General features: G+C 65.9%; 16 protein-coding genes. 8 read left to right on the plus strand and 8 right to left on the minus strand.

The window, feature by feature from the left end; genetic code table 11:
* Positions 1–13: 13 nt before the first annotated feature.
* Both L1965_RS00350 and L1965_RS00355 read left to right on the plus strand, forming a co-directional pair.
* The gene (locus L1965_RS00350) at positions 14–1135 is read left to right on the plus strand and encodes a Gfo/Idh/MocA family protein (RefSeq protein ID WP_235754422.1); all 1122 of its coding nucleotides are present in this window, start codon (positions 14–16) and stop codon (positions 1133–1135) included.
* Between the two features lie 140 nt (positions 1136–1275).
* A complete protein-coding gene (locus L1965_RS00355) occupies positions 1276–2256 on the plus strand; it encodes a hypothetical protein (RefSeq protein WP_235754423.1) in 981 nt (326 codons plus the stop codon).
* 35 nt (positions 2257–2291) lie between these two features.
* Here L1965_RS00355 and L1965_RS00360 read toward each other — a convergent pair whose 3' ends face one another.
* Genes L1965_RS00360 through L1965_RS00370 form a run of 3 tightly spaced genes read right to left on the minus strand, consistent with a single transcriptional unit; the run spans position 2292 to position 3603 of the window.
* Entirely contained in the window at positions 2292–2921 is a 630-nt protein-coding gene (locus L1965_RS00360; protein ID WP_235754424.1) for a hypothetical protein, read from the minus strand.
* Between the two features lie 17 nt (positions 2922–2938).
* Entirely contained in the window at positions 2939–3319 is a 381-nt protein-coding gene (locus tag L1965_RS00365) for a hypothetical protein (protein WP_235754425.1), read from the minus strand.
* A gap of 2 nt (positions 3320–3321) precedes the next feature.
* Positions 3322–3603 (minus strand): hypothetical protein, encoded by a 282-nt coding sequence (locus L1965_RS00370; RefSeq protein WP_235754426.1) that lies wholly within the window; start codon positions 3601–3603, stop codon positions 3322–3324.
* Between L1965_RS00370 and L1965_RS00375 the strand changes: the two genes are divergently transcribed.
* The gene (locus L1965_RS00375) at positions 3602–4102 is read left to right on the plus strand and encodes a hypothetical protein (protein WP_235754427.1); all 501 of its coding nucleotides are present in this window, start codon (positions 3602–3604) and stop codon (positions 4100–4102) included. The two genes, L1965_RS00370 and L1965_RS00375, sit on opposite strands and share 2 nt — an antisense overlap.
* A gap of 18 nt (positions 4103–4120) precedes the next feature.
* Here the strand turns inward: L1965_RS00375 and L1965_RS00380 are convergent, their stop codons facing one another.
* From L1965_RS00380 to L1965_RS00390, 3 genes are all read right to left on the minus strand, one after another.
* Positions 4121–4825 carry an RES family NAD+ phosphorylase gene (locus L1965_RS00380; RefSeq protein WP_235754428.1) on the minus strand — a complete coding sequence of 235 codons (705 nt, stop codon included), beginning with the start codon at positions 4823–4825 and terminating at the stop codon, positions 4121–4123.
* Positions 4822–5211, minus strand: coding sequence for an antitoxin Xre-like helix-turn-helix domain-containing protein (locus L1965_RS00385; RefSeq protein WP_235754429.1), 390 nt, complete (start codon positions 5209–5211; stop codon positions 4822–4824). The genes L1965_RS00380 and L1965_RS00385 overlap by 4 nt, the downstream gene beginning before the upstream one ends.
* A 136-nt stretch (positions 5212–5347) precedes the next feature.
* Entirely contained in the window at positions 5348–6463 is a 1116-nt protein-coding gene (locus tag L1965_RS00390) for a zinc-binding dehydrogenase (RefSeq protein WP_235754430.1), read from the minus strand.
* Between the two features lie 167 nt (positions 6464–6630).
* Here L1965_RS00390 and L1965_RS00395 point away from each other — a divergent pair, with 167 nt between their 5' ends.
* From L1965_RS00395 to L1965_RS00410, 4 genes are all read left to right on the plus strand, one after another.
* A complete protein-coding gene (locus L1965_RS00395; RefSeq protein ID WP_235754431.1) occupies positions 6631–7092 on the plus strand; it encodes a (2Fe-2S)-binding protein in 462 nt (153 codons plus the stop codon).
* Positions 7093–7095: 3 nt separating this feature from the next.
* Positions 7096–9243: a xanthine dehydrogenase family protein molybdopterin-binding subunit gene (locus L1965_RS00400; protein WP_235754432.1), complete on the plus strand. Its 2148-nt coding sequence runs from the start codon at positions 7096–7098 to the stop codon at positions 9241–9243.
* Between the two features lie 11 nt (positions 9244–9254).
* A complete protein-coding gene (locus L1965_RS00405; RefSeq protein WP_235754433.1) occupies positions 9255–9890 on the plus strand; it encodes an Isoquinoline 1-oxidoreductase subunit in 636 nt (211 codons plus the stop codon).
* A 413-nt stretch (positions 9891–10303) separates the two neighbouring features.
* Complete coding sequence (locus tag L1965_RS00410; RefSeq protein ID WP_235754434.1) at positions 10304–11434, plus strand: extracellular catalytic domain type 1 short-chain-length polyhydroxyalkanoate depolymerase; 1131 nt, start codon at positions 10304–10306, stop codon at positions 11432–11434.
* A 268-nt stretch (positions 11435–11702) separates the two neighbouring features.
* On the opposite strand, the gene L1965_RS00415 is transcribed toward L1965_RS00410, so the two are convergent.
* Positions 11703–12791, minus strand: coding sequence for a polyheme membrane-associated cytochrome C (locus tag L1965_RS00415; protein WP_235754435.1), 1089 nt, complete (start codon positions 12789–12791; stop codon positions 11703–11705).
* Between the two features lie 143 nt (positions 12792–12934).
* On the opposite strand from L1965_RS00415, the gene L1965_RS00420 reads away from it, so the two are divergent.
* The gene (locus tag L1965_RS00420) at positions 12935–14404 is read left to right on the plus strand and encodes a ferredoxin reductase family protein (RefSeq protein WP_235754436.1); all 1470 of its coding nucleotides are present in this window, start codon (positions 12935–12937) and stop codon (positions 14402–14404) included.
* Between the two features lie 209 nt (positions 14405–14613).
* Here L1965_RS00420 and L1965_RS00425 read toward each other — a convergent pair whose 3' ends face one another.
* Positions 14614–15615, minus strand: coding sequence for a 2-hydroxyacid dehydrogenase (locus L1965_RS00425; RefSeq protein ID WP_235754437.1), 1002 nt, complete (start codon positions 15613–15615; stop codon positions 14614–14616).
* Positions 15616–15690 lie beyond the last annotated feature (75 nt).

The following is a 15690-nucleotide window of genomic DNA, read 5'->3' on the forward strand; positions in this document are numbered from 1 at the left end:
AGGGGCGCGGGGCATGGAACCGATCAGACTTGGGATGGTGGGCGGCGGCCAGGGCAGCTTCATCGGCGCGGTGCATCGGATCGCCGCGCGAATGGACGGGCATTTCCGGCTGGTGGCCGGCGCTCTCGCCTCGGATCCGGGGCGGGCGCGAGACAGCGCCGCCGAGCTGGGGCTGGAGCCCGGCCGCAGCTACGGTCATTTCGCCGAGATGGCGGAGGCCGAGTCGAGCCGCGCCGACGGCATCCAGGCGGTGTCGATCGTGGCTCCCAATCATGTCCACGCCCCCGCCGCGATCGAATTCCTCAGGCGCGGCATTCATGTCATCTGCGACAAGCCGCTGACCGCGACGCTGGACGAAGCCGAGGCGCTGGTAGCCGTCGCGCAGACGAGTCGCGCGCGGTTCATTCTGACGCATAATTATACAGGATATCCGCTGGTCCGGCAGGCGCGTGAAATGGTCACGCAGGGAAAGATCGGAACGCTGCGCCTTGTGCAGGTGGAATATCTTCAGGACTGGTTGACCGACGCGGTCGAGTCGCAGGGCGTGAAGCAGGCCGAATGGCGATCCGATCCGGCCCGCGCGGGCCTGGGCGGCGCGCTTGGCGATATCGGCACCCACGCCCACAACCTGGCCGGCTTCGTCACCGGGCTGGCGGTCGAAAGTCTTGCCGCCGACATCCAGAGTTTCGTGCCCGGCCGCAGGCTGGACGACAACGCCCATGTCCTGTTGCGGTATCCGGGCGGCGTGCGGGGCACGCTGCTGTGCAGCCAGATCGCGCCCGGGCGCGAAAACGGCCTGGCGATCCGTATCTTCGGCGACGCCGGTGGCCTTGAATGGCATCAGCAGCGGCCGGATGCGTTGTGGTACAGCCCGTATGGTCAACCGACTCAGGTTCTGACGCGGATGGGGCCAGGCACGGGCCAGACCGCGGCGGCAGCCTCGCGCGTTCCGGCCGGGCACCCCGAAGGCTATCTGGAAGCCTTTGCCAATATCTATGCGGATGCCGCCGCAGCCCTGCGGACGGGCGTATCCCCTGCCCTGCTGCCCGGCCTTGAGGACGGCGTTGCGGGGATGCGTTTCGTCGCGGCCTGCGTCACCTCGTCCCGCCAGAACAGCGCCTGGGTGACGCCCTGACCACAGCCATGATCCGCGCTTGCCGGCGCCGCCCACGGCGAAAGGCAAGGGTGGCCTGACGAAATCCCTGAGGGCCGCGCGCAGGTCGGCCCCGGACTCAGAACTTGCCGGAATCGGTTCTCTGGGTCACACTGGACGACATGATGAAAGTCGTTGACATCGTGTCGCGCAGCGCCAGCCGCGCAGCGCTTGGCTGCATCCTGATCGTTGCCGGTCTCTTCTGGCCGGCAGCCTCCATGCCCTTCGGCACGATCAATCAGCTTGGCCAGTCCGCGGAACATGAGAAGATCACGCGGCTTGCCCTCGCCGACGCGGGTTTTCAGCCGTTCACACTGGACATGCTGGCTGGGGCCACCGGCCGCTTCGGGGCGGTCGGCGCCCCGGACCGCCCGGACCGTGGCCTGATGTCGGACAAGGCCGCGCATTGCGATGGCGGCGATCATCTGGACGTGCCGGCCTATCCGCATGATCCGGCCGATGCCCGGGCCCGGCTGGAGGCATGCCGGACATGGATTTACGATAACCTCGGCACCGCCGTCGTCGCTGCCTCGGCGCTGGTTCGTAACGGCAAGGTCGACGATTCCCAGATCCCGACGCATCTGCCCTGCATCTTCAACGGATCGACAGGCAGGGCGAAATGCAACGTGCTCGAAGCGCTGGGGCTGGCCTTTCACGCGGCTCAGGATTTCTATGCCCACACAAACTGGGCCGACACGGCGCTGGACCAGCCGATCGGCCTCGAGAACCCACCCGGCCTGCAACAGCCCGACCGTGCCGGTTGGATCGACCCACGACGCCAGGAGCCGTTTCCGCAGGGCCTGATCAGCGGCTGCTATGACGGTTTTCCCGAAACCATCCATTGCGCGGACCGGGTGCGGCACAAGGTGCTGAACAAGGATGAGGGTCCGATTGATCCGCAAACCGGCGCAATCGGCACGGGCACGACGACACGAGGCGCGGCACAGGGCAATTTCGCCTCCGCCGTGACCGCAGCCATCGCCGACACCAGCGACAAGTGGCAATATTTCCGCGAGAGCGTCCTTGCCAGCTATGGCCCGCAGAACGGCAATCTGATCATCTGCGCCGTCCTGCAGGACGACCCGGCCCAGACCTGCCGCTAGGCCACCACCGGCTTCGCCGGAGGTGGCAGCCCCTTTCAGTCGTCCGCGTCGTTGACGACCTTCCAGGGGGTGCTTTCGCTGCCGCTTGGCGATGTGAACGCCACCTGGCCGTCGGCGCCGATGGTCAGCGTCACCGTCGCACCGTCATCACCGGCCTCGAGCATGTATTCCTTGAAGCCTACGGTGGTTTCCTTGTTCAGGATCATCGCGTCCGCCGCCTTGATCGCACCGGCCGCGGCCGCCACGAATGGCGCCGCCTCGCCGCTTTCAGGCAGGGATTGCATCAGTTTCAGTTCCGCCCATGACGCGTTGTCCTTGAGAAAGCCTTCGACCCAGTTGAAGATTTCCTGAAAGTTCTGCGGGGCGGTGGCGACCATCTGCTTTTCGGCGTTGACCCAGGTCACGCGCCACCAGTCGAGACCGGTCGAGCCAGCCCCGGTATGATAGCGCACCTTGCCGGCCGGCGAGACCGCCTCGCCCGGTTTCAACACCCCGGACCAGATATAGTGGTCCAGACAGTTGTCGCTGAACTTGTGGATGAGAGAGACCGATGCGATGGCCTCGGTCGTCTGGTTGACAATGCTTGCAACCGCCGTGCGGTGCTTGATCCAGGGCGCTTCGAGACCGCTTTTCTCGGGCTGGCTGAGATCCTGAAAACCTTCCACGCTATCCGTTGCCATGGCTACTGGGTTTTCTGAAGGCTGGCCGAGCAACTCGACGAGAGCATGTTCATCTTGAAGCCGCCGGCTTCACTGACACTGAAGGTATGGACAATCCCCTCGTCCTTGTCTGTCAGGTAGCATTCCTTGTTGCCGCTGTTTTCCCAGGTTCCCTCGCTGGGTCCGGATGCCACCCTGACCTCGACATGCCAGTAATCGAGGCCGGTCGCGAAGCCGGTCTTGTAGTGGACCACCAGCGGCTCGTCTCCGGTCTGGCCCGATGGGACATTGTCCCATGTCTTGACTTCCTTGGGGTCACTCGAGAACTGGTGGGTCAGCGTGATCGTCGCGGGGTTGCTGAAGCCGTTGGTCACCAGGACCTTGGCGGTTCGATTGGTGCTCATGGTCAGGCCTCCTTCCAGGCCAGCATGATCTTGACGTCCGATCCCTCGGCTGCGGCAAGCAGCGTCGTGCCTTTCGTGACCTGCAGCGTCGATCGGCCAAGCGGCAAGGCCTCGCCGCCCGACCCGGGCCGCAGGGTGTTGACATAGCTTTGTTCTGATGGAGCCTCGCCCGTGACATTCAGGATCGTCAGGCTCTGGTCGGCGTTGAAACCGATTTCGGTCGTGAACGGGCCCGCAAGCAGGACCGAAAACGGAAAATCGGCCATATCGTCAGTGGTTGCCATGGTCTTCCCCATTTCTGTTCAGGAATTGATGTCGCGTTTTGCGTCTGGCGCCATGGTGCGGCCCAGGCCACGGAATGGTTCTGTCTGTCCTCCTCCCAACTCTGTCGACAAAGTGCAGCGGCCAAGGACCTCCGTCTGTGTCCAAGCGCACACCGACCGGTATGAAGCCGCCGATCCGAGCCTGGCCGCGCGCGTCGCAGGTCACGCGCCGACACCCCTGCGCCATGCGTCGAAGCGCAACTCAACGGTCGCGGAAAAAACCGCGGCCCAGGGAAAACGACAATGGAGTTTGGTTAATGGAACGTTAACAAATGATCTGGCGAGTCACAAGAAATGCCTGACGGGACATGCCACGATCGACAAGACTGGAACCCGAGCCGGCACAACATTCATCGGGTGTACGACGCCGCAGCTCGAAACCCCTGGGCATGGCGACGCTCTGATGCGCGCGCGTTCGCTGCGCTTGATCGAGGCGGCAGGACAGGACGTCCATGCCTGAGGCCCCCATTGCGCAGGATCAGCGCCCGGTCGCTGCAAGTCCCTCGATCGCGAATTCCGGCGAGCCGGTCCAGACCAGCTTCCAGTTGGCGCCGGGGCGCACATTCTGGATGATGCCCGGATCGAAAGCGACAAGGCAGCGACCGCCGGCGCGCCGGACCGAGGGGTAGACAAGACCCCGGTGGCCCTTGCGCCGCAGCTCTGCCGCCAGGGCCTGCCCCGCCGGGTAGCCCGCCGTCGGATCGGGATCGAGGGCGGGATGCGCCAGATCGTGCAGATCGGGGAAATCCCCGATGAAATCCGACAGCAGTTCGACATAACGCGCCTCGTCCTCGTAGCGACCGATGAAGCCCAGCTCGCGCGTCCGGTGAAACCCGACTTCCTGCGCGCTTGTCAGCATGTCCCAGGCGCAATACCACGCGCCGCGATCGCCTTTGTTGAACCGGTTTCCCGAGGGCCGGGTATAGGTGAAGGCCGCGTTGATGTGGCTTTGGCCATAAAGCCTCAGATCGTGCGACCGTCGGGCGAAGGCCAGTTCGCGGCGGTCCAGTGACGGACTGCCCAACCGCTCGGCGATGAGGCGCGCGCTGGTCTCTCCCTCGAACTCCGCCAGGATTGCGGCCTCGGCGTCGCTGTCCACCAGCCCCCGCAGGACCGGCGGCTTGTGATGCGTCTCCGAGATCAGCCGGACCAGCGCCCGGTCATTGACAGAGATGAGCCTCACATCCCGCCCCGCAGCGCATCGACATAGGCCCGCACGCGCAACAGCTTGGGCAGCCCGCCCGCGATCATGGCATCCAGCGGCCGCGCACCGTCGAACTCCGGTCCGCCATTCGCCAGCTTGACCCATTCGCGCGAAAGCGGAGCATCGAAATACAGTTCCAGCGACTTGTAGAGACCGACCAGCGCGCTGAGGCGCAACAACTGATCCTGCGTCAGGTCCCCTGCATAGCCCGGCTTTCTCGCCCGTTTCCAGGTGGATTCCGACATGTCCGCAAGCGCGGCGGCCTCGCGCAGGGTCAGCGACCAGGCTTCGGCGATCCGCGAGAATGCCTTCAGGGCGACCGACTGCCGCTCAGGCGCGGGCCGCTGCATCACCAGATTCTCCATGAAGCCCTCCTTGTGCTGCCTTCGTACAATATGGGTCCATATGGACTGATTTAAAAGCCCATATGGACGCAATTCTTGCGGCGCTGAGGTCAGCCGGCGCGCCGTGCGTGGCGGCGCCTTGCCCAGCCGGTCCGGGTTACGGAACGATCAGATATTTCGCCCCAGTGGCCTTCTTCTGGTAAGCGGCAGCGATGTCAGGGTTCAGCGCGTCGGCAAGGCTTATGCTGTCCGTATAATGGCTTGCGAAGGTTGTCGTCATCTCGGCGGCGACACGTTCGCGCATGCGGCCCGCGACGGCCTGGTCCGCCCGTTTCAGGAAATCGAACAGCAGCCAGCCACCGACGGACCAGGTGAAGCCGAAACCGCGCTTGAGGATCGTCGGCCCGGTGTCGAGTGCCCCGTAGATATAGACCTGCTTCATCGTGGCCGACCCATAGCGGTCGTAAGCCTGCATCTTGCGCGCGGCGACAGCCTCCATCGCGTTCAGCATTCGGCTGGTCATCTCGCCTCCGCCGATCGCATCGAACCCCAGCGTGGCGCCCGTCGCCGCGATGGCTTCCTCCAGACGCCGGGGAAAATCCTCCGCGCTGCTGTCGACGACATGGGTCGCCCCGATGCCCAGCAACAGATCGACCTGTTGCTGGCTGCGGACGATGTTGACCAGCCCGATCCCGTCATCGCGACAGATCCGCACCAGCATCTGCCCCAGATTCGACGCTGCCGGGGCGTGAACGATCGCGCTGTGTCCGTCGGCCCGCATCGTTTCGACGAATCCAAGGGCCGTCAGCGGGTTGACGAACAGTGACGCCCCGTCGCTGGCGCTGGCGCCGTCCGGCAGGACGATGCAGGCCTGGGGCGAAATCAGCCGGAATTCGGCATACATGGCACCGCCGATCATGGCGACACGCTTGCCCACCAGGTCCTGAAGGTCCGGCCCGGCCTCGATGACCGTGCCGGCGCCCTCGTTGCCGACCGGCATGGATTGCCCGATGCGGGCCCGCACGGCGGACAGGGCGGGCTCCGGAACGCTTGCCGTCAGAACCGGGTCTTTTTCCGTGCCTTCGGCGGAAAGCGATGTCATGTCGGCCGGACCGAACAACAGCCCGAGATCAGAGGGGTTGATCGGCGCAGCCTCGACGCGGACCAGCAATTGTCCCTTTTCGGGCCGGGCTATCTCGACGCGTTCGAGATTGATGCGCAGCCTCCCGTCCGCCGTGATGGTCGATCTGAGTTCCAGGCCGTCATGTGTCATGCTGTCCTCGCTGAGTGTGCCTCGGGATCCGTGCGGACCATCAACGCACGAGATGCGCCCCACGCACCATCCCCGGCAAAACAAGTTCGGGCGGTCATGACTGGAAGGTCGCATTTCGGGCAAGGCTGCGTTAAGCTTGGACTCGCCAGTCAGGGAGGCCAGCCATCATGACGATCACCTTTACCGTGAATGGCGAAGAACGCAGCGTGGATGTCGATCCCGACACGCCGCTGCTGTGGGTTCTTCGTGACGAACTGCGCTTGACCGGGACCAAGTTCGGCTGCGGCATCGCCCAGTGCGGTGCCTGCACGGTCCATCTGAACGGGGTGCCGCGCCGGTCCTGCGTCACCCCGATCTCGACGGTCGACGGGTCCCAGATCACGACGATCGAGGGTGTTTCGGGTGCCGAGGCCGAGGCGGTGCAGGCCGCGTGGACCGCGATCGACGTGCCGCAATGCGGCTATTGCCAGTCGGGACAGGTCATGTCCGCGACCGCGCTCTTGCAGATGGTCGCCAACCCGTCCGACGACGATATCGACAACGCAATGGCAGGCAATATCTGCCGCTGCGCCACCTATGTCCGCATCCGGCAGGCGATCCATGACGCCGCCCGGACGCTGGAGGGCTGAGCGATGAACATTCACACCAGCCGCCGCAGCTTCCTGACCGGGCTGATTGTTGCGGTCACGCTGCCGCGCCTTGCCAGAGCCCAGGGTCGTGCGGGCTATTTCGACCAGTTGCCGGCAAGCGGCACCGAGTGGGTCCCCAACGCCTTCATTCGCGTGGCGCCCGACAATACGGTCACCGTTCTGGTCAAGCATATCGAGTTCGGCCAGGGTCCCTATACCGGCCTGACCACACTGGTCGCCGAGGAAATGGACGCCGACTGGTCACAGATGCGCGCCGCAGCCGCGCCCGCCGATGTCGAGAAATATGCCAATCTCGCCTTGGGGATGCAGGGCACTGGCGGCTCCAGCTCGCTTGCCAACAGCTTCATGCAGATGCGCAAGGCGGGCGCCGCCGCACGCGCGATGCTGGTCGCCGCCGCCGCCGAAAGATTCGGCGTCTCCGCCGATCAGGTTACCGTGGAAAAGGGCATGCTGATCTCGGGCGATCAGTCCGCCAGCTTCGGCGAACTGGCCGAGGCCGCCGCGATGCAGACCGCGCCCGATGACCCGGCGGTCAAGGACCCTGCCGATTTCACGCTGATCGGGACCGATCTTCCCAAGGTCGACACCAAAGCCAAGACGAACGGCCAGGCGCAGTTCTCTCTGGATGTCTATCGCGACGGGATGCTGACGGCTGTGGTCGCGCATCCGCCGAAATTCGGCGCGACGGTCGCCAGCATCGACGACAACGCCGCGATGCAGGTGGCGGGCGTGCGCAAGGTCGCGAAGATCCCGCAGGGCGTGGCGGTCTATGCCGACAACACCCATGCCGCATTGAAGGGCCGTGCCGCGCTCGGCATCGAATGGGACGAGAGCGCCGCCGAAACCCGCAGCAGCGAGCAGATGGTCGAGGAATGGACCGCCGCCGCCAAGGCTGTCGGCAACAGCGCGAAGGACTGGGAAGTCGAGGCGACGGGCGATGTCGATCAGGCGCTGACCGGCGCCGAGATGGTCGAGGCGACCTATGTCTTTCCCTATCTGGCCCATACCCCCATGGAGCCTTTGGACGGCGTGATCGAACTGCGCGACGGCGAGGCGGAAGTCTGGATGGGCAGCCAGATGCAGACCGGCGATGTCGGCGCGATCAGCGCTGTGCTGGGCATCGACAATGTCCGGCTGCACACGATGCTGGCCGGGGGCAGCTTTGGCAGGCGGGCCCAGCCCGACGCCCATTTCGGTGCCGAACTGGCCGAGGTCGCGAAGGCGCATGGTCCCGGCGCGGTCAAGCTGATGTGGACGCGCGAGGACGACATCAAGGGCGGCTATTATCGCCCCCTGACGGTCCACAACATCAAGGCGGCGCTGAACGCCGACGGCACCATCGCCGCCTGGGATCACGCGATCGCCGCGCAGCCCATCTTCATGGGCACGCCGTTCGAGGGAATGTTGCAGGGCGGCCCCGATTTCAGCGCCTTCGAGGGTGCGTCCGAACTGCGATACGCAACCGCCAGCCACCGGCTGCGTTGGGCGCAGATGGAATCGCCGGTCTCGACGCTGTGGTGGCGCTCGGTCGGGCACAGCCATACCGCGTTTGCGGTCGAATGCTTCGTTGACGAACTGCTGGAAAAGGCCGGCAAGGATCCGATCGAGGGGCGGCTGGCCTTGCTGGGCGACGATCATCCCCGGGAAAAGGGGGTGTTGCAGCGCGTCGCCGAGATGGCCGACATGTCGGGCGATTACGGTTACGGGGTGGCCGTGGTCAAATCCTTCGACAGCTATGTCGCCCAGATCGCCGAGGTCGAGGATCGCGGCGGCGTGCCCCATGTGCGCCGCGTCTGGTGCGCGGTCGATTGCGGAATCGCGGTGAACCCGAACGTCATAAGGGCCCAGATGGAGGGCGGGATAGGCTACGGCCTGTCCGCGGTTCTCTACAGCGAAATCACGCTGGAGGAAGGCGGTCTGGTCCGGCAGGCGAATTGGGACAGCTACCCGATCATGCGCATCCAGCAGATGCCGGCGGTCGAGGTGGAAATCATCCGGTCGGCCGAACCCCCGACCGGGGTGGGCGAACCGGGCACCCCGCCGATCGGGCCCGCCGTCGCCAACGCCTGGCGCCGCATGACCGGCAAGGCGCTGCGCCGCCTGCCCGTCATTCCCGTTCCCGTTGCGTAAGGATGCTGCAGATGATCCGACTTGTCCTGACCTCCGTGCTGGCCGTGACGCTGTGCCTGCCCGCAACCGCACAGGACACCGGCAGTTCGTCCGGGGTGTCGCCTGTCCAGGGCCTCAGGCCGGTTTCGGACTTCGACGACATCGCCGACGACGACGCGCGCTCGATCGCGATCTTCGAGGAGATGGGCAAGGTCCTGACCCATCCGCGCTGCCTGAACTGCCATCCCAAGGGAGACAGCCCGTTGCAGGGCGACGAGATGATGCCGCACATGCCGCCGGTCATTCGCGGCGACGCCGATTTCGGCGCGCCCGGCATGACCTGCAACACCTGCCACGGTGCCGAGAACTACGAGATCGTCGGCGCCGGCGGAATCGAGAGTGTGCCCGGACACACGCCGTGGTCTCTGGCGCCGATCGAGATGGCGTGGGTCGGCCAGAGCGTGGCCGAGATCTGTGAACAGCTCAAGGACCCGGCGCGGAATGGCGACCGCTCGCTGGACGAAATCCACGAACACATGGCCAAGGACGGGCTGGTCGGCTGGGGCTGGCACCCGGGCGCCGGGCGCATGCCCGCGCCCGGCTCTCAGGCCGCGTTCGGGGAACTGACGCGCGCCTGGATCGACACCGGCGCGGCCTGCCCGGCCTGATCGGAGCGGCCCTCGATCGTTCCGGACACGAAGCCCGACAAGGGCTGCGCGTCCCGTCATCCTCGCTGCCGCGGTTGTCGGTCGGGCGGCCCCACCGCCGCCGTCTTCCGCGCCCGCATGACGAGGCGGTTGCGGCCATGTGCCGCCCCCCCTCGCCGCCATGCCGGACTGTTCGCCTTCCCGGCTCTCATGCATCATCGCCCGGAAACCTGCCCATTGGTTGACGCCAGGATTTCGGCCGCGGCGCTGTCTTGTCGTGAGAACGGGCCGGCTCGCGACGCCCACGACGCCTCTGCGCGGTCAGGGGCCGGTCGCGAAGCCTCCCTCCGGCCCCGGCCGGCAAGGCCATTTGCGAATTCTCGGGAACCTTCGCCCGCACTCGTTCATTTGCCATTCAATTCATCCGAGGTTCCATGCGCTCAGTCTTTGGCCCCCGCAATTCGCGATCCCGGTTGCGGCACGGACGCAAGCAGGCGTCGGCCATTTCCAGGGTTCTGGGGCTGCTGCTGGGCATCGCCATGCCGGCCACTGGCCGCAGCAGCACCCCCAAGCCCCGCGCATCGACCGCGGTCAAGCCCGGGACGCGGAAGGCCGGTCCCGAGACCGCAGCCCAGGTCGGCAGGACCGGTGCGCGCCGCAAGGCCGAAGGCGATCCTGATCCCAAGACCGCGCCACGCGGCGCGTCCTTCAGGCTTGGCGTGCACAGATGCGGGCATGGTCAGCGGCGTTACAAGATCTTCACGCCCTCATGCGCGTCGGGGACCGCCAAGCCGTTGCCGTTGCTGGTCATGCTGCATGGCTGCGGTCAGACCCCCGACGATTTCGCCAAGGGCACACGGATGAACGCGCTTGCCGAGGAACTCGGTCTGATCGTGGTCTATCCCGCGCAGTCTCGCGAGGCCCATCCGAACCGTTGCTGGAACTGGTACCGGCCGGACGACCAGAACCGCGGCGCGGGCGAGCCGGCGCTGATCGCCGACCTCACCCGCCGCGTCCTCGAGAACCATCCCGTCGATCCGTCGCGGGTCTATGTGGCCGGTCTTTCGGCCGGTGCGTCGGCCGCCCTGGTTCTGGCCGATGCCTATCCCGATCTGTTCGCCGCCGTCGGCGCGCATTCCGGCCTGCCCGTCGGCGCCGCGCGCGATCATGCCTCGGCGGTGATTGCGATGCAGCAAGGCAATCCCGGGCATCGGCGAACCGTCGCGATTCCCACGATCACCTTCAGCGGCAGCGCCGATCGCGTCGTCAATCCGCGCAACGGCCGCTTCGTCGCCATACGCGCGCTGGAGCCGTTTCCATATCTGCGGCAGACCGAGCGCGCCGGGCAGGTGCCCGGCGGGCACGCCTATCTCAGGACCACGCATCGCGTCGGCAAGGGGCCTTCGCGGGTCGAGCAATGGCTGATCAAGGGATCGGGGCATGCCTGGTCTGGTGGCGCGAAGGCGGGGCGGTTCACCGATCCGGCCGGTCCCGACGCCTCGCGCGAGATGCTGCGCTTCTTTCTCCGGCACAAGCTGCCGTCGCGCGGCGGACGATTGGCCTGACCGCACGTCACGGAGAGGGCAAGGAACGCGGTGCGACGGCCCAATGGCCGTGTCCGCCCGGTTCGCCCGACATCCGGGACCCGTCAGGCCTGCCGCATCTTCAGGTTCATCGGGCTGCTTCATCGCTTGAATACGCCCGCCGCGATGCCGTTGCGGGCCATGACGTTCCGAGCCGGTTTGTCAGGCAGGGCCTGGCGCGGGCTGCGCAGCCGAGGCGCGATCGGGTGCCCTTGCCGCGCTGCCGCCTCGCCTTTCGGCCCATGGCCGGTCAGGGCCTTTGGCGTCCCGTCATCTCGACCTCGATTTGCTGCGACAGGCTTTCAAGGCTGTCGTAGAGCAGTTGCAGCAGATAGGTCGGGTTGTGCACGTAACCGCCGGGGTCTTTCTGCACGACCTGATAATTGTAGGCGGCCTTCAGCAGGCGCGGAGTCCAGCCCTGATACCTGTTGGGGTAAACGGCTTCGTCCGGGCCGATCGCACCATCGTTGTCGGTATCCGCGAAGAAATAGGGGTAGGTGCCCGATTCATATCCGATCGGGACCTCGGCGACCTCTGCGCCATAGGCCTGTATCGCGGCGTAAAGCTGCCCGTGCAGGCCGACGATCTCGGCATGGATGCCGCCGGCATTGTCGCCATCGCCGTCAAAATCCTGGTGCCTTGTGCGGATGTCGCGGACCGCCTCGACGCCACGATGGCAACTCAGACAGCCTTCGGTGGCCACCTGCGTGGTATGGGCATCGTGACAGGCCACGCAGGTATTTGCGCCTGGCACATGGGCGAACCGACCCGCATAGCTCTTGCCGGGATAGTGGAAACCGCCGCGCAGCTCGTCGCCACCCATCACCGCCGCCGCGACACCGTAATGGACATTCAGAAAGTCCAGATCAGGCGACACCGTGTCCTCTTCGATATCGCTTGTCGCCGCCAGGACGCTGTCGCCCGACTGACGGCCCTGATGGCAGACCGTACAGACCGCCGACGGGCCCAACCCATCGACCACGACACCGGACGGAAAGGTCACGCTGTCCAGCGCATGGGCGGCCGGGCTGTGGCACGCGGCGCAGCCGATCGGCGCATTGATGGCGGCGGGATGGTCCACGATCCCCGGCTGGCTGCCATCCGCGCCCAGGTAGTCAACGAACCCGGGCTGTGCATGGCAGGCCGCGCAGGCGACGGGCACTTCTCCGTCCTTGTTCCAGTAGGTAAAGGACAGGGACGTGTAGTCGCCATGCGGTGAGGCAAGCCATTCCTCGGTCAGGCGGCCCAGTTCCTCCTTGTCCTGGGCCACTGCGGGCAGGGTCAGAGGTGCCAGCGCAACAACCGCACCGAGGAGGCGCGCAATTCTGGAAAGGGGCATCGGGGTCTCCTCAGCTCTGCTTTCGACGAACGATGATCCGCTCATTCATGCATGTCGTGCGGCCGCCTGCCTTGATCCGTGTCAACGCATCGGCTTGGATGGCAAGGCAGGGTGCAGCCGATCCCACATGACGGACGAATCAGATGGCAGACCAGGCGACCCCCGCATCCGGCCCGGATTCCGTCAGCCCGATGCGCCTGACAGGTCCCTCGCTTGCCGGGACGTATCTGCTCCTGTGCCTTGTGCCGTTGCTGCTGGCCCTGAGCCGGAACGTGGCCCGACCCGATATCTGGGAACGCGCAGCCGCGGCTTTCGGGATGATCGCCCTTGTCGCGATGGCCATCCAGTTCGTGACCTCGGGTCGGTTCCAGGCGGTCTCCGGTCAGTTGGGAATCGACAAGATCATGGCATTTCACAAGATCGCGGCCTGGTGGGTGCTGATCGCCGTGATCCTCCATCCGCTGGCCTATGTGCTGCCGACATGGCTCGATGATCCGGCCCTTGGGGTGGAACGCCTGGCTGCCTATCTGACGCTGCCGCATTACCGCTCGGGGGTTGTGGCACTTGCGGCCTTGATGACGCTTGTCGTCAGCGCGATCCTTCGCGACCGCCTGCCCTGGCGCTATGAGCTCTGGCGCGCCTCGCATGTCCTGCTTGGCATCACGGCCACTGGCAGCGGAATGCATCATGCGATCACCACCGGCCGCTTCAGCGCGATGGGACCGGTGCACGCATTCTGGTGGATGACCGGTCTGGTGGTCGTCGGCGTGCTGGCGGTGCTGTATGGCTGGCGTTGGATCAGCCTGCACCGGCAGCCGTGGCGGCTGGCCTCGGTGACCAGGCTGGCCGACCGGATGTGGGAACTTGATATCCAGCCCGGCAAGGACAGCCGGGCGCTTTCCTACGATGCGGGGCAGTTCGTCTGGATGACCGAGGGCGCGCGCCGGTTTCCGCTGTTCGATCACCCGTTCTCGATCGCCGACAGCCCAGTCCGGCCGGGCCTGAGCCTGATCGTCAAGGAAGCCGGCGATTTCACCGACCGGATTGGCGATCTCGCGCCCGGCACCGCGATCGGCATCGACGGCCCTTATGGAGAGTTCACGCTGGTCCGGCACCACGGCGACGCGGTCCTGCTTCTGGCGGGTGGGGTTGGGATCGCCCCGATCATGGGACTTCTGCGCGATCTGAAGGCCCGCCGCGACCCACGGCCGATACGGCTGGCCTATGCGGCTGGAAAGCCCGCCAATTTCGCCTGCCTGCCCGAGATCAGCGCCGCCAAGGAGGTGCTTGACCTGCGGGTCATGCTGGTCAGCGAAGAGGATGCCGAGGGCTGGGAAGGGCTTGTGGGGCGTCTGACCCATGACCGGTTGCGCGACCTGCTGACAGGGCTCGATCCCGACCGGACCACAGCCCTGATCTGCGGCCCCGGAGCCATGGTCACCGCGGTGTCGGATGCGCTGCTGGATCTGGGTCTGCCGGTGCGGAAAATCATCTACGAGCGGTTCGACTATGCGGAAGGCGCCTCGCGTCAGGACCGGCGGCGCGCGCTGAACTTCCTGGCCATCGGTCTTGGGCTGATCGGACTGATCGCCGGCTTCGCCATGCTTGCCTGACGGGCCTGACGGGCCGTCCGGCACGACATGCGGCAAACGGGATCAAGAGCGCCGGCGCCCGGTCCGGTGGCACCCCACGCATCGCCAATGTGCGACCCAGGCGGCCAGACCCGCGGACCCCGCCGCCCGATCCCGGGCGTCGCGGCGCGCCCATTCCAGCAGGGATCACCGCAGGCGCGGCGCGGCGGCAAGCAGCCCCGACATCGTGGTCAGCCGCTTCGTGGCGGGCCCACGGGGTGCAGCGGGGCGCCGTCTCGCGCAAACGCCGAGACATTGGCGATCGTCGTCTCGGCGATCGCGGTCAGCGCCTCATGGGTGAAGAACCCCTGATGGCCGGTGATCAGGACATTCGGGAATGTCAGCAGGCGCGCAAACAGGTCATCGGGGATGAAGCTGCCGGACAGATCCTGGAAGAAGAGATCCGCCTCCTCCTCATAGACATCCAGCGCGACGCTGCCCACCGCACCGCTTTTCAGCCCCTGGATCAGTGCCCGTGTATCAACCACCGCCCCGCGGCTGGTGTTGATCAGCATCACCCCGGGTTTCATCCGTTCGATCGCCGCCGCGTCGATCATATGGTGGGTCGCGGGCGTCAGCGGGCATTGCAGCGTGATCACGTCGCTGGCGGCGAACAGCTGGTCCAGACCCACATACCGCGCACCAAGCGCGACGCAGGCCGGGTTCTCGACCGGGTCATGGGCGATCAGCGTGCAGCCGAAACCGTTCAGGATGCGGGCCACGACCTCGCCTATCTGGCCGGTGCCAACAATGCCCACGGCCTTGCCATGCAGGTCAAAGCCCAAAAGCCCGTCCAGTGCGAAATTGCCTTCGCGCACCCGGTTGTAGGCGCGATGGGTCTTGCGGTTCAGCGTCAGCAGCATCGCCACCGTGTGCTCCGCAACGGCGTGCGGCGAATAGGCTGGCACCCGCGCGACGCGGATTCCGGCTTTTTCGGCGGCGGCAAGATCGACATGGTTGAAGCCGGCCGAGCGCAGCGCGATCAGCGTCACGCCCAGATCGGCCAGCACGAAGATGACCTGTGCGCCCAGATCGTCATTGACGAAGGCACAGACCGCCTGGCAGCCATCGGCAAGCCATGCCGATTCAGGCGAAAGGCGTGCCTCGAAGAAGACGATGTCATGTTCGCCAGCGGCAGCCCTGCCCAGATAGGTGGCGTCATAGGGTTTCGTGCTGAAGACGGCGATCCGCATGTCGGCTCCGAATGCTGGCTGATGCGATGCTCCGCGCCTTGCGGCGACAGGCTGCCGAAGCTTTCGCGTCATCAT

The sequence above is a fragment of the Paracoccus salsus genome, from assembly GCF_021556615.1.
In the GTDB taxonomy this organism is placed as follows: domain Bacteria; phylum Pseudomonadota; class Alphaproteobacteria; order Rhodobacterales; family Rhodobacteraceae; genus Paracoccus; species Paracoccus salsus.